Genomic DNA, 22,042 nt, shown 5'->3' on the forward strand with positions numbered 1-22,042 from the left:
AGATGAACATGGAACTTCGCGGCAAGAAGATCACCGTCCACGACATGACCCTGCGCGACGGCATGCACCCCAAGCGCCACCTGATGACGCTCGAGCAGATGAAGACCATCGCCGTCGGCCTGGACGAAGCGGGCATCCCGCTGATCGAGGTCACCCACGGCGACGGCCTCGGCGGCAGCTCGGTGAACTACGGCTTCCCCGCCCACAGCGACGAGGAATACCTCGGCGCGGTGATCCCGCTGATGAAGCAGGCCAAGGTCTCGGCGCTGCTGCTGCCGGGCATCGGCACGGTGGATCACCTGAAGATGGCGCACGAGATCGGCGTCTCCACGATCCGGGTGGCCACCCACTGCACCGAGGCGGATGTCTCCGAGCAACACATCGGCATGGCGCGCAAGCTTGGCATGGACACCGTCGGCTTCCTGATGATGGCCCACATGAACAGCCCCGAAGGGCTGTTCAAGCAAGCCAGGCTGATGGAGAGCTACGGCGCCAACTGCATCTACGTCACCGACTCGGCCGGGCACCTGCTGCCCGACACGGTCAAATCCCGCCTCAGTGCGGTGCGCGATGCGCTCAAGCCCGAGACTGAACTGGGCTTTCACGGCCACCACAACCTCGCCATGGGCGTGGCCAACAGCCTCGCCGCGCTCGAAGTGGGCGCCACCCGCATCGACGCGGCGGCCGCCGGCCTGGGCGCCGGTGCGGGCAACACCCCGATGGAAGTCTTCATTGCGGTGTGCGACCTGATGGGGATCGAGACCGGGGTGGATGTGTTCAAGATCCAGGACGTGGCCGAGGACCTGGTGGTGCCGATCATGGACTTCCCGATCCGCATCGACCGCGACGCGCTCACGCTGGGCTATGCCGGCGTGTATGGCTCCTTCCTGCTGTTCGCCAAGCGCGCCGAGAAGAAGTACGGCGTGCCCGCGCGCGAGATCCTGGTCGAGATGGGCCGGCGCGGCATGGTCGGCGGGCAGGAGGACATGATCGAGGATACGGCCTTGAATCTGGCCAAGGCGAAGGGGATTGCAGCATGAAACTGTCACGTGAAGTCATCGAGCAACTGGCCATTCATCTCGAAACCTGCGAGCTGGAGGCGAAGGACACGCCCAAGATCACCGACGATCATCCCGACATGGACTGGGACGACGCCTATGCGATCCAGGACGAGATCAAGCGACGCAAGATCGCCCGCGGCAACCGGGTCATCGGCCTCAAGGCCGGCCTGACCTCGCACGCCAAGATGAAGCAGATGGGCGTCGAGACGCCGGTGTTCGGCTTCCTGGTGGATTACTTCAGCGTGCCCGAGGGGGGTGAGATCGACACCTCGAAGCTGATCCATCCCAAGGTCGAGCCCGAGATTGCCTTCGTCACCAAGGCGCCGCTGCGCGGACCCGGTTGCCACATCGGCGCCGTGCTGGCAGCGACCGATTTCGTGATTCCCGCCATCGAGGTCATCGACAGCCGCTACCGCGACTTCAAGTTCGACCTGAAGAGCGTGGTCGCCGACAACTGCTCGTCGAGCCGTTTCGTCGTCGGTGGCCGGATGGGCAACGTGGCCGACCTCGACCTGCGCACCACCGGCATCGTGCTGGAGAAGAACGGCGAACCGGTGGCCTTCGGCGCCGGTGCCGCAGTGCTGGGGCACCCGGCGGCAGCCATCGCCATGCTGGCCAACATGCTGGGCGAGCGCGGCGAGGAGATCCCCGCCGGCACGCTGATCCTGTCGGGCGGCATCACCGAGGCGGTGGCCGTGCAGCCCGGCGACGACGTCACGCTGCGGGTGCAGGACCTCGGCTCGGTGTCCGTCCGCTTCAAGTAAATCGAACCCTTCGGGGCGTCCTCCGGCGCCCCGACTTCATTCCGGGAGAAGGCAATGCCGTTTGCGCAGATTCACATCCTCGAAGGCCGTACCGAAGAGCAGAAGCGCGCCGTGATCGAGAAGGTCACCCAGGCGCTGGTCGAAGCGCTCGATGCGCCGCAGCAGACCGTCCGCGTGATCCTTACCGAAGTACCGAAGGCTAACTGGGGTATTGGTGGGGTGTCTGCCAAGGACTTGGGGCGCTGAGAACCGCACGCACGCTTGCGCGGCAGTCCCTCAAGCCCGCGCCGTGATGCTGTCGCGCATGTCGTCAACGACACCGAGGAAGGCTTCCAGTATGGGGGCGCGATCGTCTCTTCTGTAGATGCAGCTGAGGTCGACCTTGGCATTCGACGGCAGTCCGGTGAGACGTTTGTAGACGACGCCGGGCAGCGCCAGCGAGGTGGCCGACTCGGGTACGAGACACAGGCCAAAGCCGCCGGCGGCGAGCGCCACTCCGGTGATGGCATCACCGACCTCATGGGAGATTTGCGGCTCGAACCCGGCGTCATTACACAGTGTCATCACTTTGTCGATGAAGTTCGGTCGCGCTCCCGTCGGAAACAGCACGAGCGGATGTTCCTTGAGTTCGGCGAAGCGCACCGACTCCTGCGCGGCCAACCGGTGCGCGTGGTTCACCGCAAGTAGCAGATCCTCCGTCGCGACGAGCTTTGTCTCGATATCCGGCAAGGGCGCGATCATGCGGTTGAAGCCCACTGTGATCCGCCGTTGGCGAAGGGCTTCGATCTGTTCGCCCTTATTCATCGTGTGCAGCACGATCCTCACTTCGGGATAGGCCTGCCGGAACGCGTGCAGCAGCTTGGGGATCGCGTCGAGAATCGCCGTGCCGAAGATGCCCACGTCGAGGCGACCGAGTTTGCCTTGCCCCGCCCGTTGAGTGCGTTCAGTGGCCTGCTCCACGATGGCGCGGATGTTTCGCGCCTCCTCGAGGAACAGCGCGCCGGCCTGCGTCAGCTCGACGCCCCTTGGTGTGCGCGTCAGCAGGCGGACGCCGAGTTCCTCTTCGAGTTGCTGGATCTGGCGCGTCAGCGGCGGTTGCGAGATGTGAAGTCTGGTCGCGGCGCGACCGATGTTCTGTTCTTCAGCGACCGCGATGAAGTATTTGAGATGACGCAGGTCCATCTTTACCGCCCGAAATTTGCATGCGATGTGAGCATACCTTAAAGGTATTGATGAGTCAATAAATCGGTATTGGACTGCATTTCGCGCCCTCTATATGGTTCGGACCATCCCGGCAAGCTCCACATGGAATCGGGATTCCAATACCAGATAGAGGAGGAAGGCATGGAAAAAAAGACGCCGCCGCGCTGCCCGGCCAGGATCCGTAGAAGCCTGCTCTGCCGCGCCGTGACCAGCGCATGTGCAGGCTTGGCCGTTTCCGGGACGGCACTGGCATTCCAGATCGACACGGGCAACCCCGACATCAGGATGTCGTGGGACAACACCGTCAAGTACAGCGCGAGCTGGCGCGTGCGGGGTGTGGATGCGGAGGTGGCCGACAACTCGATCGGGCCGCAGGTCAACACCAACGACGGCGACCAGAATTTCGGGCGCGGCCTGGTCTCAAACCGCCTCGACCTGCTCTCGGAGTTCGATTTCCGATTCAAGCGCAATTACGGCTTTCGCGTCAGCGGTGCGGCCTGGTACGACCAGGTCTACAACGAGTCGAACGACAACCCTGGCGCGCTCGGTGGTGCGCTGCTCAATCAGCGCTCCCGTCCTTACAATGAGTTCACCCGCGACACCGAGAAGCTGCATGGACGCAAGGCGGAGTTCCTCGACGCCTTCGTGTATGGCAGCTTCGCGCCGGGCGGCATGAACCTCAACCTCAAGGCCGGTCGCTTCACCCAGTTGTATGGCGAGAGCCTGTTCTTCGGCTCCAACGGTATCGCCGGTGCGCAGACGCCGCTCGATCTGGCGCGCGCCCTGTCCGTGCCGAACTCGCAGTTCAAGGAGGTCGCGCGTCCGGTTGGACAGGTCTCGGCCACGCTGCAGATCAACGCCGATGTGACGGTGGGTGCCTATTACCAGGCCGAGTGGCGCAAGTCGCGGTTGCCGGCGGCCGGGAGTTATTTCAGCTTTACCGACTTCGTGGATGACGGCGGCGAGCGCCTCATCCTTGGGCCCGGCGTCGAAGTGTTTCGTGGGGACGACATCGAAGCCAAGGATTCGGGTCAGGGCGGGGTGCAGATCCGCTTCAAGGCCGGTGATTCCGAATACGGTTTCTATGCGGCCCAGTTCCACGACAAGATGCCGCAGTTCTATGTGCGTCCGGGTGTCAACGTGAAGCCGGGAAGCGTCGGTGACTACGTCATGGTGTACGGTGAGAACATCCGTACCGTCGGCGCCAGCTTCAGCACATTGGTCGGCGAGACCAACGTCGCAGGGGAACTCTCGTTCCGCGACAACATGCCGCTGGTAGGCAGCGGGGTCACGATGATCCTGCCGGGCAACACCACGGCCGACGGCGACGACAATGCCGCCTTCCCCAAGGGCCGCACGATGCATCTGAACCTGTCGGCCATCAGCGTCCTTGGTGCAAGCCCGCTCTGGGATGGCGCGAGCTTCGTCGGTGAATTCGCCTACAACCGCCGCCTGAAGGTGACGGACAACGCCGATCAACTGGACCCGCTCGCCACGCGCGACGCCAGCGCGATCCAGTTCGTGTTCACCCCCGAGTACTTCCAGGTGGCGCCGGGTCTCGACCTGCAGGTCCCGATCGGCCTCGCCTATGGCCTGAGCGGTCGCTCGTCGGTGAATGGCGTGCTCTTCCCGTCGGAGCAGGGCGGCAACCTCAGCATCGGCGTCAAGGCCGACTACCAGAAGACCTGGCAGGCGGGCCTGAACTACACCCACTACTTCGGTTCGGGTGGTTCGGTCATCCGTTACAACACGGCGGTGCCCGAGCTCTCCTATGAGAACTTCCATCGCGATCGCGACTTCATTTCGCTGTCGATCCAGCGCACGTTCTGATTCTGCATAACAAGAACCTCCGGAGACGAATGATGATCAAGCACAACATGCTTTGGGCGGCGATGGCTGCCGGATTGCTGGTTGCACAAGGTGCCGGCGCCGCCGTGACCGCCGAAGAGGCCGCCAAGCTCAAGAGCACGCTGACGCCGCTGGGTGCGGAGAAGGCCGGCAACAAGGACGGCAGCATTCCCGCCTGGGATGGCGGTATCACCAAGCCTTTGACGGCAGGCAAGTCGGTCGGCGACATCCCCGGCGAAATCTTTGCTAACGAGAAGCCAGTCTTCCAGGTCACCGCGAAGAATATGGCCGAGCACGACAGTCTGCTTTCGGAAGGTACGAAAGCGCTGCTGCAGAAGTACCCGGACAACTTCCGCCTTGACGTCTATCCCACGCATCGCACGGCGGCTGCGCCGCAGCGCGTCTACGACAACACGGCGCTGAACGCCACCCGCTGCAACACGAAGGATGGCGGCTATTCGCTGGAGAATTGCATCGGCGGCATTCCCTTCCCGATTCCCAAGGAAGGTGTCGAGGTGATGTGGAACTTCCTGCTGCGCGTCGAGGCACCGTCGATCGAGTACCGGTTCAAGAACATCGTCGGCAACGCGGACGGTTCGCACACTCTGGCCACGCGCAACGAGATTTTCTTCCAGTACCCGCCGTACTACGAGGATGCGACGGTCGAGAAGTGGTCGGGCGAGTACGCGATGTTCCGGTTCAATACCCTTGAGCCGCCGTTCAAGGCCGGCGAGTCGCTCGTCATCCGTGACAGCATCGACCAGAAGAATGCTCGTGCGGCCTGGCAGTATCTGGTGGGGCAGCGTCGCGTGCGCCGGGCGCCGACCGTGTCTTACGATACGCCGGACTTCGTGTCATCGGGCGCGAACTACTTCGACGAAGTGCAGGGTTTCTTCGGGCAGCTCGATCGCTTTGAATGGAAGCTGGTGGGCAAGCAGGAAATGCTGATTCCCTACAACAACAATGGCTTCGTGGGTGCCAAGCTCGAAGAGGCGCTGTCGAAACATCACCTGAATCCGGACAAGGTCCGTTGGGAGAAGCACCGGGTCTGGGTCGTCGAGGCGACTGTGGCGCCGGGCAAGCGACACGCCGTGCCGAAGCGTCGCTACTACCTGGACGAAGATACCTGGCTGATCGCGCTGATGGACGGCTACGACGCTGAAGGCAAGCTGTGGCGTACGACGCAAGTCACGCCCTTCGTCGTGCCGAAAATCCCGACGACGCTGATGAAGACTGCAACAGTCTTCAACCTGCAGGCCGGCACCATGAGCGTGATTCAGGCGCTCAACGACGAAGACTTCAAGGTCGTTACGCCGAAGCCGGAGACGTATTTCACCGGTGACGCGGTGGCCGCCGACGCTGCGCGCTGATCGTATCGGCGTCTCTTGCCACGGCCCTGCACGGTGATGCAGGGCCTGTCGGCGAATTCTCCTCTCTTTGGATTTTTCATCCCGGTGCGTAGCGCCCCGAGGTGAGCTAATGGACAGGCATCATGGTGATCAGGCTCAAGGACCGCAGGCGTGTCGCGGCGGTTGCATTCGCCTTGCTGGCGGCGTCTTCGGCCGCGACGGTGTTCGCAGCGCAGCGGCAGGCGCTGCCCGATTTGCTCGACGCGCCCGCGGCCGCGGACCTGCGGGCACAGATCTCGCCGCAGCTCAGTGTCGCCGTGGCGGGCGAGCGTCTGGTCGGCGTCGGCGTACGCGGGATCGTGCTGCTGTCCGATGACGGCGGTCGGGTCTGGCGCCAGGCGAAGTCCGTACCGGTCAGTGTCGCGCTGACCGATGTGCACTTCGCGACACCGACCGAGGGCTGGGCCGTCGGTCACAGCGGCGTGATCCTGCGCACCCGCGACGGCGGCGAGACCTGGCAGTTGCAGATGGAGGGCCGCCGGCTGGCGCAACTCATCCTCGACGACGTGCAGGCGCGCACGGCCGCGGGTGATGCGTCACTGGGCCGCGCTTTGCGCGACGCCCAGCGTTTTGTCGAAGAAGGCCCCGACAAACCCTTTCTGGGGGTGCGTTTCGTCGATGCGCGGCGCGGCTTTGCCGTGGGCGCCTATGGCATTGCGCTGATGACCGAGGACGGGGGCGAAACCTGGCAGTCCCTGATGGGGCGCATCCCGAACCCGCGCGGCGTGCATCTGTACTCCATCCAGCAGCGCGACGCCGATGTCCTGATCGCGGGCGAGCAGGGCGCACTGTTCCGCTCGGAAGACGGCGGCCAGCGCTTTGTTGAGCTCGAGACGCCGTATCCGGGCACGTTCTTCGGCGTACTGATCATCGACAGCGACACGCTGCTCGCCTATGGGCTGCGGGGCAACGCGTGGCGCAGCGCCGACCGGGGCGCCAACTGGGAACAGATCGACCTGGGTCAGCCGGTGACGGTGACCAGCGGCAAGGTGCTGCTCGATCGCTCGATCCTCCTGGCCGATGAGAGCGGGCGGCTGATGCGCAGCAGCGACGCTGGACGCAGCTTCAAACCCGTCGAAGGCAGCTTTCCGACCGGACTGACCGGACTGGCGCAGGGTAGTGACAAGGCCGTGGTGCTATCTGGCGTGCGTGGACTGACACGGGTCGATCCGGCTCAACTTGTTGCGGAATCAAGATAATGGCTGTTGCACACACTCTTCCGACTGAAGCGGTCATCGCCGACATCGCAGACTTCGATCACCGCTCGGGTTCCCTTCCGGAACGCCTGCTCTTCAACAACCGGTTCATCGTCGTGGCCGTGTGCCTACTGGTCACCGTCGTGCTGGCCTACCAGGCGATGGGACTGCGGCTCAACGCCGCGTTCGAGAAGATGATCCCGACGAGCCATCCGTACATCGTCAATTATCTCGAGAACCGCAGCCAGCTCGCCGGCATGGGCAACAGCCTGCGCATCGCCGTCGAGACCAAGAGCGGCGACATCTTCAGTGCGGATTACCTGGAGACCGTGCGCCAGCTCAACGACGAGCTGTTCCTGATGCCCGAGGTCGATCGCCCCTACATGAAGTCGCTGTGGGCGCCGGCCGTGCGCTGGACGGGGGTGACAGAGGACGGCCTGGATGGCGGCCCGGTCATTCCGGACGACTACGACAAGTCCCCCGAAAGCCTGGAGCAGGTCCGCATCAACGTCGAGCGCTCGGGCGAGATCGGTCAGTTGGTTGCCGCTAATTACCAGTCGAGCATCATCTTCGTGCCCTTGCAGGATCGGATCGCCGAGACCGGCGAGCGCATCGACTACCACGCACTGTCGCAACGCATCGAGCAGCTGCGGGCGAAGTACGAATCGGATTCGATCAAGATCCACGTCACCGGCTTTGCCAAGGTCGTCGGCGACCTGATCGAGGGCCTGCAGCAGGTCATGATGTTCTTCGCTGTGGCGATCGTGATCTGTACCGCGGTGCTGTACTGGTACACCCGCTGCCTGCGCAGCACTTTGCTGGTCGTTGCGTGCTCGGTTGTCGCGGTGGTGTGGCTGCTCGGTTTGCTGCCGACACTGGGCTACGAACTGGACCCGTACTCGGTGCTGGTCCCCTTCCTAGTGTTCGCCATCGGCATGAGCCACGGCGCGCAGAAGATGAACGGCATCATGCAGGACATCGGCCGGGGCACGCACCGCCTGGTCGCTGCGCGCTACACCTTCCGCCGCCTGTTCCTCGCTGGTCTCACCGCACTGCTGGCCGATGCGGTGGGCTTTGCGGTGCTGATGGTGATCGACATCCAGGTCATCCAGGAACTGGCGGTGACCGCCAGTATCGGCGTTGCCGTGCTGATCTTCACCAACCTCGTGCTGCTGCCGATCCTGCTCTCCTACACCGGCGTCAGCCCGGTCGCGGCAACGCGCAGCCTGAAGGCCGAGCTGATGGAGGCCAACGACGCTCAGCACGGCAAGCATCCGTTCTGGGCCTTCCTCGACCTCTTCACCCAGCGTAAGTGGGCGTCGATCGCGGTCGCGGCCGGTCTGGTGATGGGCGCGGTCGGGCTGGCGGTGAGCTTCCAGCTCAAGATCGGCGATACCGACCCCGGTGCGCCCGAGCTGCGCCCCGACTCGCGCTACAACCGCGACAACGCCTTCATGACCGCCAACTACGCGGCGAGCAGCGACGTCTACATCGTCATGGTGAAGACGCCTCAGTATGCCTGCGGCCAGTACGACACACTGATGGCGGTCGATGCGCTCGAGCGCGCGCTGCTGCAGCTGCCGGGGGTGGAGGCGACGAGTTCGCTGGCCGGGCTGGCCAAGGTGGCCAACGCCGGCATGAACGAGGGCAGCCTGAAGTGGCTCGAGATTCCGCGTTCGCAGGACATGCTCAACGCCATCATCACCCGCGCGCCGCGGGAGATGTTCAATCAGAACTGCGACCTGCTGACGGTGTATGCCTACCTCAAGGATCACAAGGCCGACACCCTGGCCAGCGTGGTGAAGGTCACCGAGGACTTTGCGGCCCAGTATGGTTCGGATCAGATCCGTTTCCTCAACGCGGCCGGCAACGCCGGCATCGAGGCGGCGACCAATATCGTCGTGCGCAAGGCCAACGTGCAGATGCTGTTCCTGGTGTACGCGGCGGTGATCGTGCTCGCCTTCATCACCTTCCGCTCCTGGCAGGCGGTGGTCTGCGCGGTCGTGCCGCTGATGATCACCTCGGTGCTGTGCGAGGCCCTGATGGTGTGGCTCAACATCGGCGTCAAGGTGGCGACGCTGCCGGTCATCGCGCTCGGGGTCGGCATTGGAGTCGACTACGCGCTCTACGTCATGACCGTGACGCTGGCGGGGCTGAAGGAAGGCATGAGTCTCTCAGAGGCCTACTACAAGGCGCTGATCTTCACCGGCAAGGTGGTGGTGCTGACCGGCATCACGCTCGGTCTCGCGGTCGCGACCTGGGTGTGGTCGCCGATCAAGTTCCAGGCCGACATGGGCATCCTGCTGGCGTTCATGTTCGTGTGGAACATGCTCGGCGCCCTGATCCTGCTGCCGGCCCTAGGCCACTTCCTGCTCAAGCCGAAGAAAGTGATCGCCGTCTGAAGGCGAAGGAGACAGAACATGTATCAACATCTCTTGGTGCCGATCGACGGTTCCGACTTGGGCGCCCGGCTGGTGACGCAGGCGGTGCGTTTTGCCGCGTCTCTCGGTGCCCGCATCACCTTCTTCACCATGCGTGAGGACTACGGCTCGACCAGTGAAGGGGCCTTGGCACGAACGCTATCGCCCGAGGCATTTTCAGAGGCGTCGCTAGGCGAGGCCAACGCCTTGTTGGCCAAAGCGATCGCCGCTGCGGGGGAGCAGGGCGTCGTGTGTGACGGGCTGGCGCGAACGGGGGCGCGCGCTTACGAGCAGATTCTGGAGGTTGCCGCCGAATGCGGGTGCGACCTGATCTTCATGGCTTCGCACGGGCGTCGTGGACTGAAGGCGCTGATGATCGGGTCGCAGACGCAGAAAGTGCTGGCGCATGCCACGCTGCCCGTATTGGTGGCGACGGTCGAGGCCAATGTGCGTTGTTCCGCGGCTGAGTCGGCCGTCACGATCATCAAGGACGAGCATCGCGCGATTGCTGCAGTCTGCAGCGGTCTGCGTGAGCAGGCCGCCTTGGCACGACGGGGAGAGGCCGTTGATGACGGCTTCGTTGCGTCGATGCTTCACTACCTGCGTGCGTTTCCCGAGCGTCTTCATCACCCGAAGGAGGAGAAATTCCTGTTTGCAAAGCTCGTCCAACGCCATCCTGTGGCGCAGGAATTGATCGCGACGCTTGAGCATGAGCATGAAGAAGGCGGGCGCCTGTTGGCCGAACTCGAGCAGGCGCTTGCCGGGACGAGCGCAGAGCGCCGAGAGGGTGGGGCCGCTGTCGCCCTCGGTGAGGCCATCGACCGGTTTGTCGACGGGCAGTGGAATCACTTGAATACAGAGGAAAAAATGGTCATTCCGCTCGCACTCGAACAGCTCCGGGATGAAGACTGGTCTGAAATCGAAAGCGCGTTTCGTGAGAACGCGGGAGTGGGGCGAGGCTCGGACGAGGATGAAGCGTTCCGCAACCTGTTCTCGCGCTTGATGAATATGCGGGTAGGCCGACGTGTTTAAAGCTTGAGCCCAGGAATGGCGCCTCCGTGTGACTGAAGCGCGAGGGAGCGCTATTCATCGGGACGGCACTCGCGTAACGTTCCGGAATTGGCGTGGAAGATTCCGTCGCCACAAGAACAGACCGACCGGTCGCTCCCGCCACGTTTGTGTCGAGCTGGGGCGTTGCAGAGTCGGATGCGGAGCGAAGACATGGCGGAGCAACGACTCATCGAGCAGTTCAACCTGCGCTCGAGGTTGCGTTTCAATATCGACAAAGGCCAGATCTGGCTCGACGAAGACCGGATGTTGCTGCTGCACGCAAGGGCGATGGGTGCCTTGCGGAAGGAGCTGTTCGATTCGCTCGGCCCGCGACGTGCGCAGGGCTTGCTCTTGCGCATGGGCTTCATGTCCGGTCAGCAGGACGCCGATCTGGCGTCGAAGTTGTATGGGGTCGCCGATAACTACGACGTGTTTCGTATCGGCCCGGAACTCCATGCGTTCGAAGGGCTGGTCAAGGCGGAGATCACGCAAGCCGACATTGACTGGGAGGCAGGCAGTTTCTTCGGCGAAGTCGAGTGGGAAGGCTCGTGGGAAGCCGAGTCTCATATGCAGCAGTTCGGCGTCGGGCATGACACGTCGTGCTGGACCCTCGTCGGCTACGCGTCCGGGTATGTCACGCGGTTCTTTCGGCGCCCGGTCGTTTTTCGTGAGACGCAGTGTATTTGCAAGGGGGACGCGAAGTGCGTCATCGTGGGCAAGCCGGCCGAGGCTTGGGGCGATGATCCCTACCTGTTGCATTTCAATCCCGAGAACCTCGACTGGAAAATGCAGGAGATGGAGGCGGAGCTCGTCGAGCTACGTGGACAATTGTGCGAGCGGCAGGAACACGGGCGACTGGTCGGGACCTCGGCAGGTTTCAGAGCTGCTTTCGATTTGCTTTCCAAAGCGGCACGAAGTCCCATCAACGTCTTGTTGCTTGGCGAAACCGGTGTTGGGAAGGAGGTCTTCGCCCGTTGGCTTCATGACAACAGCGATCGTCACGAGCAGCCGTTCATCGCGGTCAACTGCGCGGCCATACCCCACGACCTGATCGAATCCGAGCTGTTCGGCGTTCAGAAAGGCGCCTATACCGGTGCTCAGCAGTCGCGGCCGGGGCGCTTCGAGCGTGCCGATGGCGGAACACTGTTTCTCGATGAGTTGGGTGAGTTGTCACTGGCGGCGCAGGTGAAGTTGTTACGCGTACTGCAGACGGGTGAGATCGAGCGCCTTGGTGACGACAAAACGCGACGGGTCAACGTCCGTCTCGTTGCTGCGACCAACGTCAATCTGCAGCAGGCGATTGCGGAAGGACGCTTTCGATCAGACCTGTACTACCGGCTTGCAACCTATCCGGTGACCATTCCGCCATTGCGCGATCGAAGATCCGACATCCCGCTCCTCGTTCTGTCGATGTTGGAGAAGTACGCACCCCGTTACCACAAGACGCTTGAGGGACTGACCGACCGTGCCATGCAGGCATTGATGTCCTACGACTGGCCGGGGAATATCCGCGAACTGGAGAACCTGGTCGAGCGAGGCGTGTTGCTCGCGCCCTCCGGGGGCCGGATCGAGGTCGATCATCTGTTCGCGGGGGGCGCGCCAGAACGCGTCAGCGATGGCGCGGAGGTCGATCGTCAGGGGGGCGTGGGCGATGTCGTCAGCGCAGATCGAGATCGACTCTGTGAAACCCTTCTGAATGAGGGATTTGATCTCGAGGCGCACGAAGCCAGGCTGCTGAATCTCGCCGTCCAGCGTTCGGGGGGCAATCTGACGCATGCGGCGCGGCTGCTCGGGATTACGCGTCGTCAGTTGGCTTATCGACTGAAACAGTTCGAGGGCGAGGGACGGCAGCCCGTCCGCTGAGCCCGTCTTGCCGGGCGTCCTGATCATCATGCAAATGGCCGCGATATTCGCGGCCATTTGCATGATGGGTTCACGTTTCGAGCATCGCCCCGGGACCGACGCTCCGTCCGGATTGTGCTGCGCTGCACCGTGACGTTTTTGTCAGGTGAAGTTGGATGGCGGACGTAAACGTAATACGGTGGCTCATGTGGCCGTTGCTGGAATTCATCAAAAACTCAATAAAAACAACGTTTTGTTTCTCCTGGCACGGCGCCTGCATAAGTAGATGTGAAAGAGCAATAAGCAAGGTTGATGCGTGACCTTTTTGTACGGCTCGCTCAATCGTCTTTCATCGTCGAAATAGGAGACACAACAATGGCAATGACTGGAGTGTTGCGCCCCGGACACGCGCAGGTTCGCGTGCTGGATCTCGAAGAGAGCATCAAGTTTTACCGTGACGTTCTGGGACTGGTGGAAACCGGGCGTGATGAGCAGGGGCGGGTCTACTTCAAGTGCTGGGACGAGCGCGATCACAACAGCTATGTCATTCGCGAGGCCGACTCCGCAGGCATCGACTTCTTTGGCTTCCGTGTGCTCGATCGCGCCACGCTGGAGAAGCTCGACGCCGACCTGAAAGCCTACGGAATCAAGACCGAGCGCATCCCCGCGGGCGAATTGCTGGAGACCGGCGAGCGCGTGCGTTTCGAATTGCCTTCGGGCCACCTCATTGAGCTTTACGCGGAGAAGAGGGCGGTCGGCAACGGCATCAGCCTCGTTAATCCCGCGCCGTGGTCCATGCAGCGTGAACATGGTATCGGTCCGGTCCGTCTCGACCATGCGCTCCTCTATGGGCCGAATGTGGCCGAAGTGCAGAAGATCTTTACCGAGGTGCTGGGCTTCTACCTGGTCGAGCGCGTGCTGACGCCTGACGGTCAGGGCAATGCGGCGATCTGGCTTTCGTGCTCGCACAAGGTGCATGACATCGCCTTCGCCGAGTATCCCGAGAAGGGCAAGCTGCACCACTGCTCCTTCCTGATGGAGAGCTGGGAGCAGGTGCTGCGCGCGGGCGACATCATGTCGATGAACAAGGTGCCGGTCGATATCGGTCCGACCCGCCACGGTGTGACGCGTGGCTGCACGATCTACGCCTGGGATCCGTCCGGTAACCGCTTCGAGACCTTCACGGGCGGCTACCAGCCTTATCCGGACTACGAAACGCTGACATGGACCTTCGACAACTTCGGCCAGGGTCTGGATTACCCGCAGCGCAAGCTGCACGAGACCTTCCTGACCGTCGTGACCTGAGCGGTACCGCCATGACTGCGACCGAAAGGGCGACGACGCCCCCCAGCGAGTTCGACACCTCCCGCCGCTTCGTGCGGGTCACCGGCGAGCGGCCGAATGGCTTTGTCGAGTTCGACTTTGCGATTGGCGAGCCTGAACTGTTCGTCGAGATGATCCTGAGCAAGGCGGCTTTCGAGGAGTTCTGCGCCGCCAATGCGGTGGAAATGCTCGCGGCAGACAGCGAAGAGCATCGGGAGAAGACGCCGGACGACTTCAACTGGCGGCTCGCAGACGCGACCCACACGCGCTTCAGATAAACCGTAAGAAGGGCGCCTCCAGTGGAGGCGTGAAAGGAGACATTTCCATGCAGATCGATCTTCGTACCGTCAGCATCCAGCCTCAGCGCAATGCGTTCGACCACTTGGTGCGTCGATTCGGCGACAAGCCGGCGTCGCGCTACCAGGAGGGGAGCTACGACATTCAGGCCGCCGAGAACCTGCACTATCTGCCGACCTGGGATCCGGAGCAGCAGCTCTACGACCCCAGCATCAGCAAGATCGTGATGAAAGACTGGTACGCGCTGAAGGACCCGCGCCAGTTCTACTACAGCACCTATACCCTGACGCGCGCTCGTCAGCAGGACACCACCGAGGCTAACTTCGATTTCGTCGAGTCGCGCGGCCTTGGCGACATGATGGCGCCTGAACTGCGCGAAGCCGCCTTGCGTCTGCTGGTGCCGCTGCGCCATGCGGCCTGGGGTGCCAACCAGAACAACACCTTCATCTGTGCTTACGGTTTCGGCACCACCTTCACCCAGCCGTGCATGTACCACGCCATGGACAACCTGGGTATTGCGCAATACCTGTCGCGTCTTGGCTTGCTGCTGGGCGATGTCGAGGCGCTGGAAGCGGGGAAGAAGGCCTGGATGGAGGATGCCGCGTGGCAGACGCTGCGCCGCTACGTCGAGGACAGCATGGTGGTGCGCGATCCGGTCGAACTCTTCGTGGCGCAGAACGTTGTGCTCGATGGTCTCCTGTACCCCTTGGTCTATGAGCGCATCGTCGATGACTACCTGTCGGTCAAGGGCGCGAGCGCCGTTGCGATGCTCACCCAGTTCATGGCCGAGTGGTTCGACGAGACGCGCAAGTGGGTGGACGCCGTGTTGAAGGTGGCTGCGGCTGAATCCGACGCCAACCGCGAAGTGCTTCAAGGCTGGATCAACGATTGGAGCAACCGTGCTGCCGCAGCCTTGCTACCGGTGATCGAGCTGGTGGTGGGCAAGGAGGCTGATGACGCCGTTGCCGAACAGGTCGACGCATTCAAGCAGCGCATCCAGAAAACCGGGATCACTCTCTGAGGAGTCGCAATGTCGACCGTATTCATTGCCCTACAAGCCAACGAAGAAACCCGTCCGATAATCGATGCCATTGAGATCGACAACCCGAAGGCCGTCGTCAATCGCCAGCCGGCGATGGTGAAGATCGATGCGCCCGATCATCTCGTGATCCGTCGCGAGACCATCGAGGAGCAACTCGGGCGTGCATTTGATCTTCAGGAACTGCAAATCAACCTGATCACCCTCTCGGGCAACGTGGACGAAGACGAAGACACGCTGACCCTGACCTGGAACAGCTGAGCGAGGAGCGCACCATGGACATGAAAGTCGCCAAGAAAAAGCTGGGCATGAAAGAGCGCTATCGCGCACTGACGCGTGATCTGGGCTGGGAGCCGAGCTATCAGTCGAAGGACGCGCTGTTTCCGTACGTCAAGTACGAAGGCATCAAGGTTCACGATTGGGACAAATGGGAAGACCCGTTCCGCCTGACGATGGATGCCTACTGGAAATACCAGGCCGAGAAAGAGCGCAAGTTCTACGCCATCATCGACGCCCATGCGCAGAACAACGGCCACCTTAACCTCACCGACGCACGCTATCTGTCGGCACTGAAGATCTTCCTGCAGGCGATCAGCCCGGCCGAATACGCCTCCCATAAAGGTTTTTCCCGCGTCGGCCGTGAGTTTCCGGGTGTCGGCACCCAGGTGGCGTGTCAGATGCAAGCGATCGACGAGATCCGCCATGCGCAGACGCAAATCCATGCGATGTCGAACTACAACCGCTACTACGACGGCTTCCATGCCTTCGCCGATGCGCGCGACCGCATCTGGTACACCTCGGTGGCGCGTTCCTTCTTCGACGATGCGATGTCCGCCGGTCCGTTCGAGTTCATGATCGCGATCGGCTTCTCGTTCGAGTACGTGCTGACGAACCTGCTGTTCGTGCCCTTCATGTCCGGTGCCGCCTACAACGGCGACATGGCGACGGTGACCTTCGGTTTCTCCGCGCAGTCGGACGAAGCACGCCATATGACGCTGGGCCTGGAGTGCATCAAGTTCATGCTGGAGCAGGACCCGGACAACCTGCCGATCGTGCAGGCCTGGATCGACAAGTGGTTCTGGCGCGGCTTCCGTGTGCTGGGGCTGGTCAGCACGATGATGGATTACATGCTGCCCAAGCGCGTGATGTCCTGGCGTGAGGCCTGGGAGATCTACGGCGTGGAGAACGGCGGTGCGCTGTTCCGCGATCTGGCGCGCTACGGCATCCGTCCGCCGAAGGGCTGGGACGACGCCGAAAAGTCGATCGACCACATGTCGCACCAGTTCATGCTGGGCTTGTACCAGTGGAGCTTCGGCACGTCCTTCCACAGCTGGATCCCGCCCGAGGAGGACATGGACTGGCTGTCGGCCAAGTATCCGACCACCTTCGACAAGTACTACCGCCCGCGCTGGGAGCACATCAAGAAGCTGAAGGCCGCTGGTACGCCGTTCAAGAACTTCGGCCTGGCGCGCCTGTGCCAGTGCTGCCAGTTGCCGAGCGTGTTTACCGAGCCCGACGATCCGACGATGAACTGCCATCGTGAAACGGTCTACAAGGGCGAGAAGTACCAGTTCTGCTCCGACGGCTGCAAGGACATCTTCGAGCACGAGCCGGAGAAGTACATCCAGGCCTGGCTGCCGATGCCGGCGCTGTTCAGGGAGTTCGGCGGTGACGTACCCGCGTGGATGGACTGGGTCAGCCTGCGTGATGGCTCCGATAACGGCGATTACGACGGATCGAGGGATCAGAAACACTTCAACGAATGGCGCAACCTCGCCACGTCGAACCGCTGACCCGCATCTGACGGCAGAGCGCGCGCCCTGGACATAGGCGCGCGCTGTTACCAAAAAAATGGAGACTGAATCATGGCTGTGACCGCACTCAAGGAATACATCGGCGTGCCGCGCGATAGCATCGAGCACTTCGGTGGCAAACAGATCGTCTATGCGAGCTGGGATCACCACCTGCTCTTTGCCTCGTCCCTGATGATGTGCCTGCCCATCGACATGCCCTTCGGCGAGATGGTGGATGGGCCGCTGTCGGCGCTTGTTGCGCCGGACCCCGACAGCGCTGCGTTGGACTGGAAGAAGGTCGAGTGGATGAAGGACAACAAGCCCTTCACACCGGATTTCTCCAAGAGCCTTGCCGAGAACGGCATCGGACACAAGGATCAGATCCGCTTCCACACCCCTGGCCTCAACTCCTTGCTTAAAGTGGCCTGAGGGCGTAGCGATGAGTTACGAACTGACCATCGAGCCGCTTGGCCAGACCATCGAGATCGAGGAGGGGCAGACGATTCTCGATGCGGCACTGCGCGCCGGCATCTATCTGCCGCATGCCTGCTGCCACGGGCTGTGTGCGACCTGCAAGATTCAGGTGACCGATGGCGAGATCGATCATGGCGAGGCTTCGACCTTCGCCCTGATGGATTTCGAGCGGGATGAAGGCAAGTGCCTGGCCTGTTGTGCCCGGGCGGAGAGCGACCTCGTCATCGAAGCCGAGATCGAGGAAGACCCGGACGCCGAGAATCTGCCCGTGCGCGATTTCGATGGCGTCGTCAGTCGGATCGAAACGCTGACGTCGACGATCAAGGGCGTCTGGATCAAGCTAGATGATTCCGCAGGCCTCCGCTTTCAGGCAGGGCAGTACATCAACCTCGAACTGCCGGGCGCAATCGGCAGCCGGGCGTTCTCAATCGCCAGCGTGCCTTCGCAATGTGATGAGGTCGAGCTCAACATCCGCATCGTGCCCGGTGGTGAGGCCACGACTTATGTCCACGAGAAGCTGCGGATGGGTGATCGGCTGCGCATCAGCGGGCCATATGGTCGCTTCTTTGTTAAGAAGTCGGCGAAGGTGCCCGTCGTTTTCATGGCTGGCGGCTCCGGGCTGTCGAGTCCGCGTTCGATGATCTTCGACCTGTTGGAAGAGGGTTTCGAACTACCCATCACGCTGGTCTATGGGCAACGTAATCGCAGCGAGCTTTACTACCACGACGAGTTTCTCGCGCTGGCCGAGAAGCACGCCAACTTCCGGTACGTTCCGGCGCTGTCGCATGAACCGGAGGGGTCGGACTGGAACGGCTTCCGCGGCTTTGTGCATGAGGCCGCGAAAGCGGCGTTCGACAACGATTTCCGTGGCAACAAGGCCTATCTGTGCGGACCGCCCTTGATGATTGAGGCGTGCATCACGACGCTGATGCAGGGGCGCTTGTTCGAGCGTGACATCTACACAGAGAAATTCATCTCGGCAGCGGACGCCCAACAGGTTCGGAGCCCCTTGTTCAAAGCGATCTGAGGGCCGATGTGCGATCCGGGGGCGCTTCGTGCGCCTCTTTTTTTGTCGTTAATACATACCTAATAGGTATTAATGATGTGATAACAAAGTATTAGACGGTATTTCTCGTCTTTCCTAGACTCTTATTCAAGCTGCAGTTCGGGACCCTGACACGGTGATTCTGGGCGGTGTTCGACGGGGAACCCGGACGGACTGGCTAACAACTTCATATGTGGGGGGACCATGCGTCTTGTAGAAAACTTCATCGCTGGCCAGTACCAGGCCTCGGCTTCCGGTCGTCGCTTTGAGAAGCGCTCGCCGCTCGATAATCGGGTCATAGCATCCGTCACCGAGGCGGGGCGTCCCGAGGTCGATTTTGCTGTCAAGGCCGCGCGTGACGCGCTGCGGGGCGAGTGGGGCGGGCTGACGACAGAGCAGCGTGTCGATCTTCTGTATGGCGTTGCCAACGAGATCACGCGGCGTTTTGAGGATTTCGTTGCCGCCGAGATGGCCGACACCGGTCAGCCCAGCCATGTAATGCGCCATGTGTTCATTCCGCGTGGTGCCGCCAATTTCAAGGTATTCGCCGACGTCATCAAAAATGTGGCGTCCGAGTCGTTCCAGATGGCGACGCCGGACGGGCGCGGCGCGCTGAATTACGCGATGCGCGTGCCGAAGGGGGTGATCGGCGTCATCTGCCCGTGGAACGCACCCTTCATGCTGATGACCTGGAAGGTCGGGCCTGCGCTGGCGTGCGGTAACACGGTGGTGGTCAAGCCGTCCGAGGAGTCGCCACAGACGGCGGCGCTGCTGGGCGAGGTAATGAACACGGTCGGCATCCCAAAGGGCGTGTACAACGTCGTGCACGGTTTCGGGCCGGATTCGGCCGGTGAGTTCCTGACCCAGCACCCGGGCGTCGACGCGATCACCTTCACCGGCGAAACCCGAACCGGTACGGCGATCATGAAGGCAGCCTCGGAAGGCATGCGCGACGTGTCCTTCGAACTCGGCGGAAAGAATGCCGGCATCGTCTTCGCCGACTGCGATTTCGATGCTGCGGTGGAAGGCATCTTCCGCTCGTCCTTCCTCAACACCGGGCAGGTCTGCCTCGGAACCGAGCGCGTCTATGTCGAGCGGCCGATCTTCGAGCGTTTCGTGCAGGCGCTGAAGGCCAGGGCCGAGGCGGTGAAGTACGGGCGGCCTGAGGATCACGACGCCAACTACGGTCCGCTGATCAGCCACGAGCACCGCGAGAAGGTGCTGTCCTACTACCGCAAGGCGGTGGAGGAGGGCGCAACCGTCGTGACCGGCGGTGGGGTTCCCGAGATGGCGGGCGAGCTGGCGGATGGGGCTTGGGTGCAACCGACGATCTGGACCGGCCTGTCTGACGATGCCGCCGTTGTGCGCGAGGAGATCTTCGGGCCTTGCTGCCACATCCGTCCCTTTGACTCCGAGGATGAAGTTGTCAATCTCGCCAACGACAACGTCTATGGTCTGTCGACCACCATCTGGACCACAAACCTGGCGCGTGGTCACCGTATGGCCGCACGCATCGAGGTTGGCATCACCTGGGTGAACAGCTGGTTCCTGCGTGATCTGCGCACGCCGTTCGGCGGCTCGAAGCAGTCCGGCATCGGGCGCGAAGGCGGTGTGCATTCGCTCGAGTTCTACACCGAGACGCGCAACGTCTGCGTCAAGCTCTGAGGCGAATCATGGACGACAGCAAGATCAAGCAGTACGGCGACGAGCTTTACGAGTGCTGGCGCGATCGCCGCACGGTCGCTCCTCTACGTGAGCGGGAGCCCGACATCACCATCGCTGATGCGTACAGAATCCAGGAGCGCTTCGTTGCTCGACGCCTCGCCGCAGGCGAGACCATCGTCGGCAAGAAGATCGGTGCGACCAGCAAGCCGGTGCAGGATTTCCTTGGTGTCTACCAGCCCGACTTCGGGATGCTGACCTCGGGCATGGTCTATCAGGAAGGTGACACCATCGACCTGGACACCCTGATCCAGCCCAAGGCCGAGGCCGAACTGGCCTTCGTGCTCAAGGAAGACCTGAAGGGGCCAGGCGTCACCGCGATGGACGTAATCCGCGCCACCGACTACGTCGTGCCCTGTTTCGAGATCGTCGATTCGCGCGTCACGGCGTGGAACATCAAGATCCAGGACACCGTGGCAGACAACGCTTCGTGCGGCGTCTATGTGCTTGGCAAGACCAAGGGCGACCCGCGCAAGCTGGACATCACCCTTGCCGGCATGGTGCTTGAGAAGAATGGCGAGGTGTTCTCCACCGGTGTCGGTGCGGCGGTCCAGGGCTCACCGGCGAACGCCGTGGCCTGGCTTGCCAATACGCTTGGCGAGCTCGGCATACCGTTCAAGGCGGGAGAGGTGATCCTGTCGGGCTCGCAATCGGCCCTGGTGCCGGTCGTCGATGGCGACGAACTGGTGTGCACGGTGGGCGGCCTCGGTAGCTGCCGCGTCAAGTTTTCCGGGAGCAGTGCGGTATGAGCATGAACACAACATTGTCCCGCGAGGACATCGTTCGCCTCTGTGAGCGCGTCGAAGGCGCGCAGACCCGGGCCTACGCCATCCCCAAGCTGACCGACGAATATTCCGGCATGACGATCGGCGATGGGTATGCGGTCCAGAACGAACTGCGCCATCGCTTCATCGCCAAGGGCCACAAGCTGGTGGGCTGGAAGGCGGGGCTTACATCGAAGGCGAAGATGCAGCAGATGGGGGTCAGCGTGCCGTCGATCGGCTTCCTCACCGATCGCATGGCGCGCCCCGAAAACGCTGCGATCTCGACGTCCGACCTGGTGCATCCGCGCGTCGAGTGCGAAGTGGCGTTCGTAATGAAGAAGACGCTGGCCGGTACCGGCTGCACGCGTCAGGACGTGCTTGACGCAACGGACTACGTTCTGCCGGCAGTCGAGATCATCGACTCGCGCTTTTCGGGCTTCAAGTTTGACCTCGCCAGCGTGATTGCCGACAACGGCTCGTCGGCGCGATTCGTCGGCGGCGGGCGGGCCCGCTACGTTGATGAACTCGACCTCCGCACGCTGGGCGTGGTGATGGAGAAAAATGGCGAGATCGTCGGCATGGGCGCATCGGCAGCGGTGCTGGGCCATCCTGCTGATGCCATCGCCATGCTGGTGAATATCCTCGCCGAGCTGGGTGAAGACCTGCCCGCAGGAAGTTTCGTCATGAGTGGCGGGATCACCGAAGCGGTGGCGGTCAAGGCGGGTGACAGCGTGACTGCCCGCTTCCAGGAACTTGGCAGCGTGTCGATGCGCTTTGTCGAGTAAGCCTCAG

The 22,042-nt window shown here is 62.3% G+C and carries 20 protein-coding genes; 19 read left to right on the forward strand and 1 reads right to left on the reverse strand.

Translation table 11 applies throughout. The features are described from left to right. Positions 1-8: 8 nt before the first annotated feature. The 3 genes from dmpG to C664_RS02450 are packed head-to-tail and all read left to right on the forward strand — an operon-like array spanning position 9 to position 2,071. On the forward strand, positions 9-1,040 hold the full coding sequence (gene dmpG / locus C664_RS02440; protein WP_004252852.1) for a 4-hydroxy-2-oxovalerate aldolase: 1,032 nt from the start codon (positions 9-11) through the stop codon (positions 1,038-1,040). Further along, positions 1,037-1,825, forward strand: coding sequence for a 2-oxo-3-hexenedioate decarboxylase (dmpH, locus tag C664_RS02445; RefSeq protein ID WP_004252855.1), 789 nt, complete (start codon positions 1,037-1,039; stop codon positions 1,823-1,825). The genes dmpG and dmpH (C664_RS02445) overlap by 4 nt, the downstream gene beginning before the upstream one ends. Positions 1,826-1,879: 54 nt before the next feature. Further along, entirely contained in the window at positions 1,880-2,071 is a 192-nt protein-coding gene (locus tag C664_RS02450) for a 4-oxalocrotonate tautomerase (protein ID WP_004252857.1), read from the forward strand. A 30-nt stretch (positions 2,072-2,101) separates the two neighbouring features. Here C664_RS02450 and C664_RS02455 read toward each other — a convergent pair whose 3' ends face one another. Then, positions 2,102-3,007, reverse strand: coding sequence for a LysR substrate-binding domain-containing protein (locus tag C664_RS02455; protein ID WP_004252859.1), 906 nt, complete (start codon positions 3,005-3,007; stop codon positions 2,102-2,104). A gap of 162 nt (positions 3,008-3,169) precedes the next feature. Between C664_RS02455 and C664_RS02460 the strand changes: the two genes are divergently transcribed. From C664_RS02460 to dmpH (C664_RS02535), 16 genes are all read left to right on the forward strand, one after another. After that, complete coding sequence (locus C664_RS02460; RefSeq protein WP_004252860.1) at positions 3,170-4,858, forward strand: DUF1302 domain-containing protein; 1,689 nt, start codon at positions 3,170-3,172, stop codon at positions 4,856-4,858. A gap of 32 nt (positions 4,859-4,890) precedes the next feature. Beyond that, positions 4,891-6,246: a DUF1329 domain-containing protein gene (locus C664_RS02465; RefSeq protein WP_038010810.1), complete on the forward strand. Its 1,356-nt coding sequence runs from the start codon at positions 4,891-4,893 to the stop codon at positions 6,244-6,246. 122 nt (positions 6,247-6,368) lie between these two features. Beyond that, entirely contained in the window at positions 6,369-7,484 is a 1,116-nt protein-coding gene (locus C664_RS02470; RefSeq protein ID WP_004252862.1) for a WD40/YVTN/BNR-like repeat-containing protein, read from the forward strand. Further along, a complete protein-coding gene (locus C664_RS02475; protein WP_004252863.1) occupies positions 7,484-9,883 on the forward strand; it encodes an efflux RND transporter permease subunit in 2,400 nt (799 codons plus the stop codon). The genes C664_RS02470 and C664_RS02475 overlap by 1 nt, the downstream gene beginning before the upstream one ends. Before the next feature lie 18 nt (positions 9,884-9,901). Continuing rightward, complete coding sequence (locus C664_RS02480) at positions 9,902-10,933, forward strand: universal stress protein (protein WP_004252865.1); 1,032 nt, start codon at positions 9,902-9,904, stop codon at positions 10,931-10,933. 189 nt (positions 10,934-11,122) lie between these two features. Next, positions 11,123-12,814, forward strand: a complete 1,692-nt coding sequence (locus C664_RS02485) for a sigma-54-dependent Fis family transcriptional regulator (protein WP_004252867.1) — start codon at positions 11,123-11,125, stop codon at positions 12,812-12,814. Between the two features lie 354 nt (positions 12,815-13,168). After that, on the forward strand, positions 13,169-14,098 hold the full coding sequence (locus C664_RS02490; RefSeq protein WP_004252869.1) for a catechol 2,3-dioxygenase: 930 nt from the start codon (positions 13,169-13,171) through the stop codon (positions 14,096-14,098). A gap of 11 nt (positions 14,099-14,109) precedes the next feature. Continuing rightward, positions 14,110-14,394 (forward strand): phenol hydroxylase subunit, encoded by a 285-nt coding sequence (locus C664_RS02495; protein ID WP_004252880.1) that lies wholly within the window; start codon positions 14,110-14,112, stop codon positions 14,392-14,394. Between the two features lie 47 nt (positions 14,395-14,441). Next, positions 14,442-15,434, forward strand: a complete 993-nt coding sequence (locus C664_RS02500; protein WP_004252882.1) for an aromatic/alkene monooxygenase hydroxylase subunit beta — start codon at positions 14,442-14,444, stop codon at positions 15,432-15,434. A gap of 9 nt (positions 15,435-15,443) precedes the next feature. After that, positions 15,444-15,713, forward strand: coding sequence for an MmoB/DmpM family protein (locus C664_RS02505; protein ID WP_004252884.1), 270 nt, complete (start codon positions 15,444-15,446; stop codon positions 15,711-15,713). A 14-nt stretch (positions 15,714-15,727) separates the two neighbouring features. Further along, on the forward strand, positions 15,728-17,245 hold the full coding sequence (locus C664_RS02510) for a YHS domain-containing protein (protein WP_004252887.1): 1,518 nt from the start codon (positions 15,728-15,730) through the stop codon (positions 17,243-17,245). Between the two features lie 72 nt (positions 17,246-17,317). Next, positions 17,318-17,674: a phenol hydroxylase subunit P4 gene (locus tag C664_RS02515; RefSeq protein ID WP_004252889.1), complete on the forward strand. Its 357-nt coding sequence runs from the start codon at positions 17,318-17,320 to the stop codon at positions 17,672-17,674. A gap of 10 nt (positions 17,675-17,684) precedes the next feature. After that, complete coding sequence (locus tag C664_RS02520) at positions 17,685-18,746, forward strand: NADH:ubiquinone reductase (Na(+)-transporting) subunit F (protein WP_004252892.1); 1,062 nt, start codon at positions 17,685-17,687, stop codon at positions 18,744-18,746. Between the two features lie 222 nt (positions 18,747-18,968). Beyond that, positions 18,969-20,429 carry a 2-hydroxymuconic semialdehyde dehydrogenase gene (locus C664_RS02525; RefSeq protein WP_004252895.1) on the forward strand — a complete coding sequence of 487 codons (1,461 nt, stop codon included), beginning with the start codon at positions 18,969-18,971 and terminating at the stop codon, positions 20,427-20,429. Positions 20,430-20,437: 8 nt separating this feature from the next. Next, the gene (gene dmpE / locus C664_RS02530) at positions 20,438-21,235 is read left to right on the forward strand and encodes a 2-oxopent-4-enoate hydratase (protein WP_004252897.1); all 798 of its coding nucleotides are present in this window, start codon (positions 20,438-20,440) and stop codon (positions 21,233-21,235) included. Beyond that, entirely contained in the window at positions 21,232-22,035 is an 804-nt protein-coding gene (gene dmpH / locus C664_RS02535; protein ID WP_004252898.1) for a 2-oxo-3-hexenedioate decarboxylase, read from the forward strand. Before dmpE ends, dmpH (C664_RS02535) begins: the two co-directional genes overlap by 4 nt. Positions 22,036-22,042 lie beyond the last annotated feature (7 nt).

Origin of the sequence: Thauera sp. 63 (assembly GCF_000310165.2) — a bacterium.
Lineage (GTDB): Bacteria > Pseudomonadota > Gammaproteobacteria > Burkholderiales > Rhodocyclaceae > Thauera > Thauera humireducens.

Coding starts and splice junctions, on each gene's coding strand:
- dmpG (WP_004252852.1), top strand. CDS start 9: ATGGAACTTCGCGGCAAGAAGATCACCGTCCACGACATGACCCTGCGC.
- dmpH (WP_004252855.1), top strand. CDS start 1,037: ATGAAACTGTCACGTGAAGTCATCGAGCAACTGGCCATTCATCTCGAA.
- C664_RS02450 (WP_004252857.1), top strand. CDS start 1,880: ATGCCGTTTGCGCAGATTCACATCCTCGAAGGCCGTACCGAAGAGCAG.
- C664_RS02455 (WP_004252859.1), bottom strand. CDS start 3,007: ATGGACCTGCGTCATCTCAAATACTTCATCGCGGTCGCTGAAGAACAG.
- C664_RS02460 (WP_004252860.1), top strand. CDS start 3,170: ATGGAAAAAAAGACGCCGCCGCGCTGCCCGGCCAGGATCCGTAGAAGC.
- C664_RS02465 (WP_038010810.1), top strand. CDS start 4,891: ATGATCAAGCACAACATGCTTTGGGCGGCGATGGCTGCCGGATTGCTG.
- C664_RS02470 (WP_004252862.1), top strand. CDS start 6,369: ATGGTGATCAGGCTCAAGGACCGCAGGCGTGTCGCGGCGGTTGCATTC.
- C664_RS02475 (WP_004252863.1), top strand. CDS start 7,484: ATGGCTGTTGCACACACTCTTCCGACTGAAGCGGTCATCGCCGACATC.
- C664_RS02480 (WP_004252865.1), top strand. CDS start 9,902: ATGTATCAACATCTCTTGGTGCCGATCGACGGTTCCGACTTGGGCGCC.
- C664_RS02485 (WP_004252867.1), top strand. CDS start 11,123: ATGGCGGAGCAACGACTCATCGAGCAGTTCAACCTGCGCTCGAGGTTG.
- C664_RS02490 (WP_004252869.1), top strand. CDS start 13,169: ATGGCAATGACTGGAGTGTTGCGCCCCGGACACGCGCAGGTTCGCGTG.
- C664_RS02495 (WP_004252880.1), top strand. CDS start 14,110: ATGACTGCGACCGAAAGGGCGACGACGCCCCCCAGCGAGTTCGACACC.
- C664_RS02500 (WP_004252882.1), top strand. CDS start 14,442: ATGCAGATCGATCTTCGTACCGTCAGCATCCAGCCTCAGCGCAATGCG.
- C664_RS02505 (WP_004252884.1), top strand. CDS start 15,444: ATGTCGACCGTATTCATTGCCCTACAAGCCAACGAAGAAACCCGTCCG.
- C664_RS02510 (WP_004252887.1), top strand. CDS start 15,728: ATGGACATGAAAGTCGCCAAGAAAAAGCTGGGCATGAAAGAGCGCTAT.
- C664_RS02515 (WP_004252889.1), top strand. CDS start 17,318: ATGGCTGTGACCGCACTCAAGGAATACATCGGCGTGCCGCGCGATAGC.
- C664_RS02520 (WP_004252892.1), top strand. CDS start 17,685: ATGAGTTACGAACTGACCATCGAGCCGCTTGGCCAGACCATCGAGATC.
- C664_RS02525 (WP_004252895.1), top strand. CDS start 18,969: ATGCGTCTTGTAGAAAACTTCATCGCTGGCCAGTACCAGGCCTCGGCT.
- dmpE (WP_004252897.1), top strand. CDS start 20,438: ATGGACGACAGCAAGATCAAGCAGTACGGCGACGAGCTTTACGAGTGC.
- dmpH (WP_004252898.1), top strand. CDS start 21,232: ATGAGCATGAACACAACATTGTCCCGCGAGGACATCGTTCGCCTCTGT.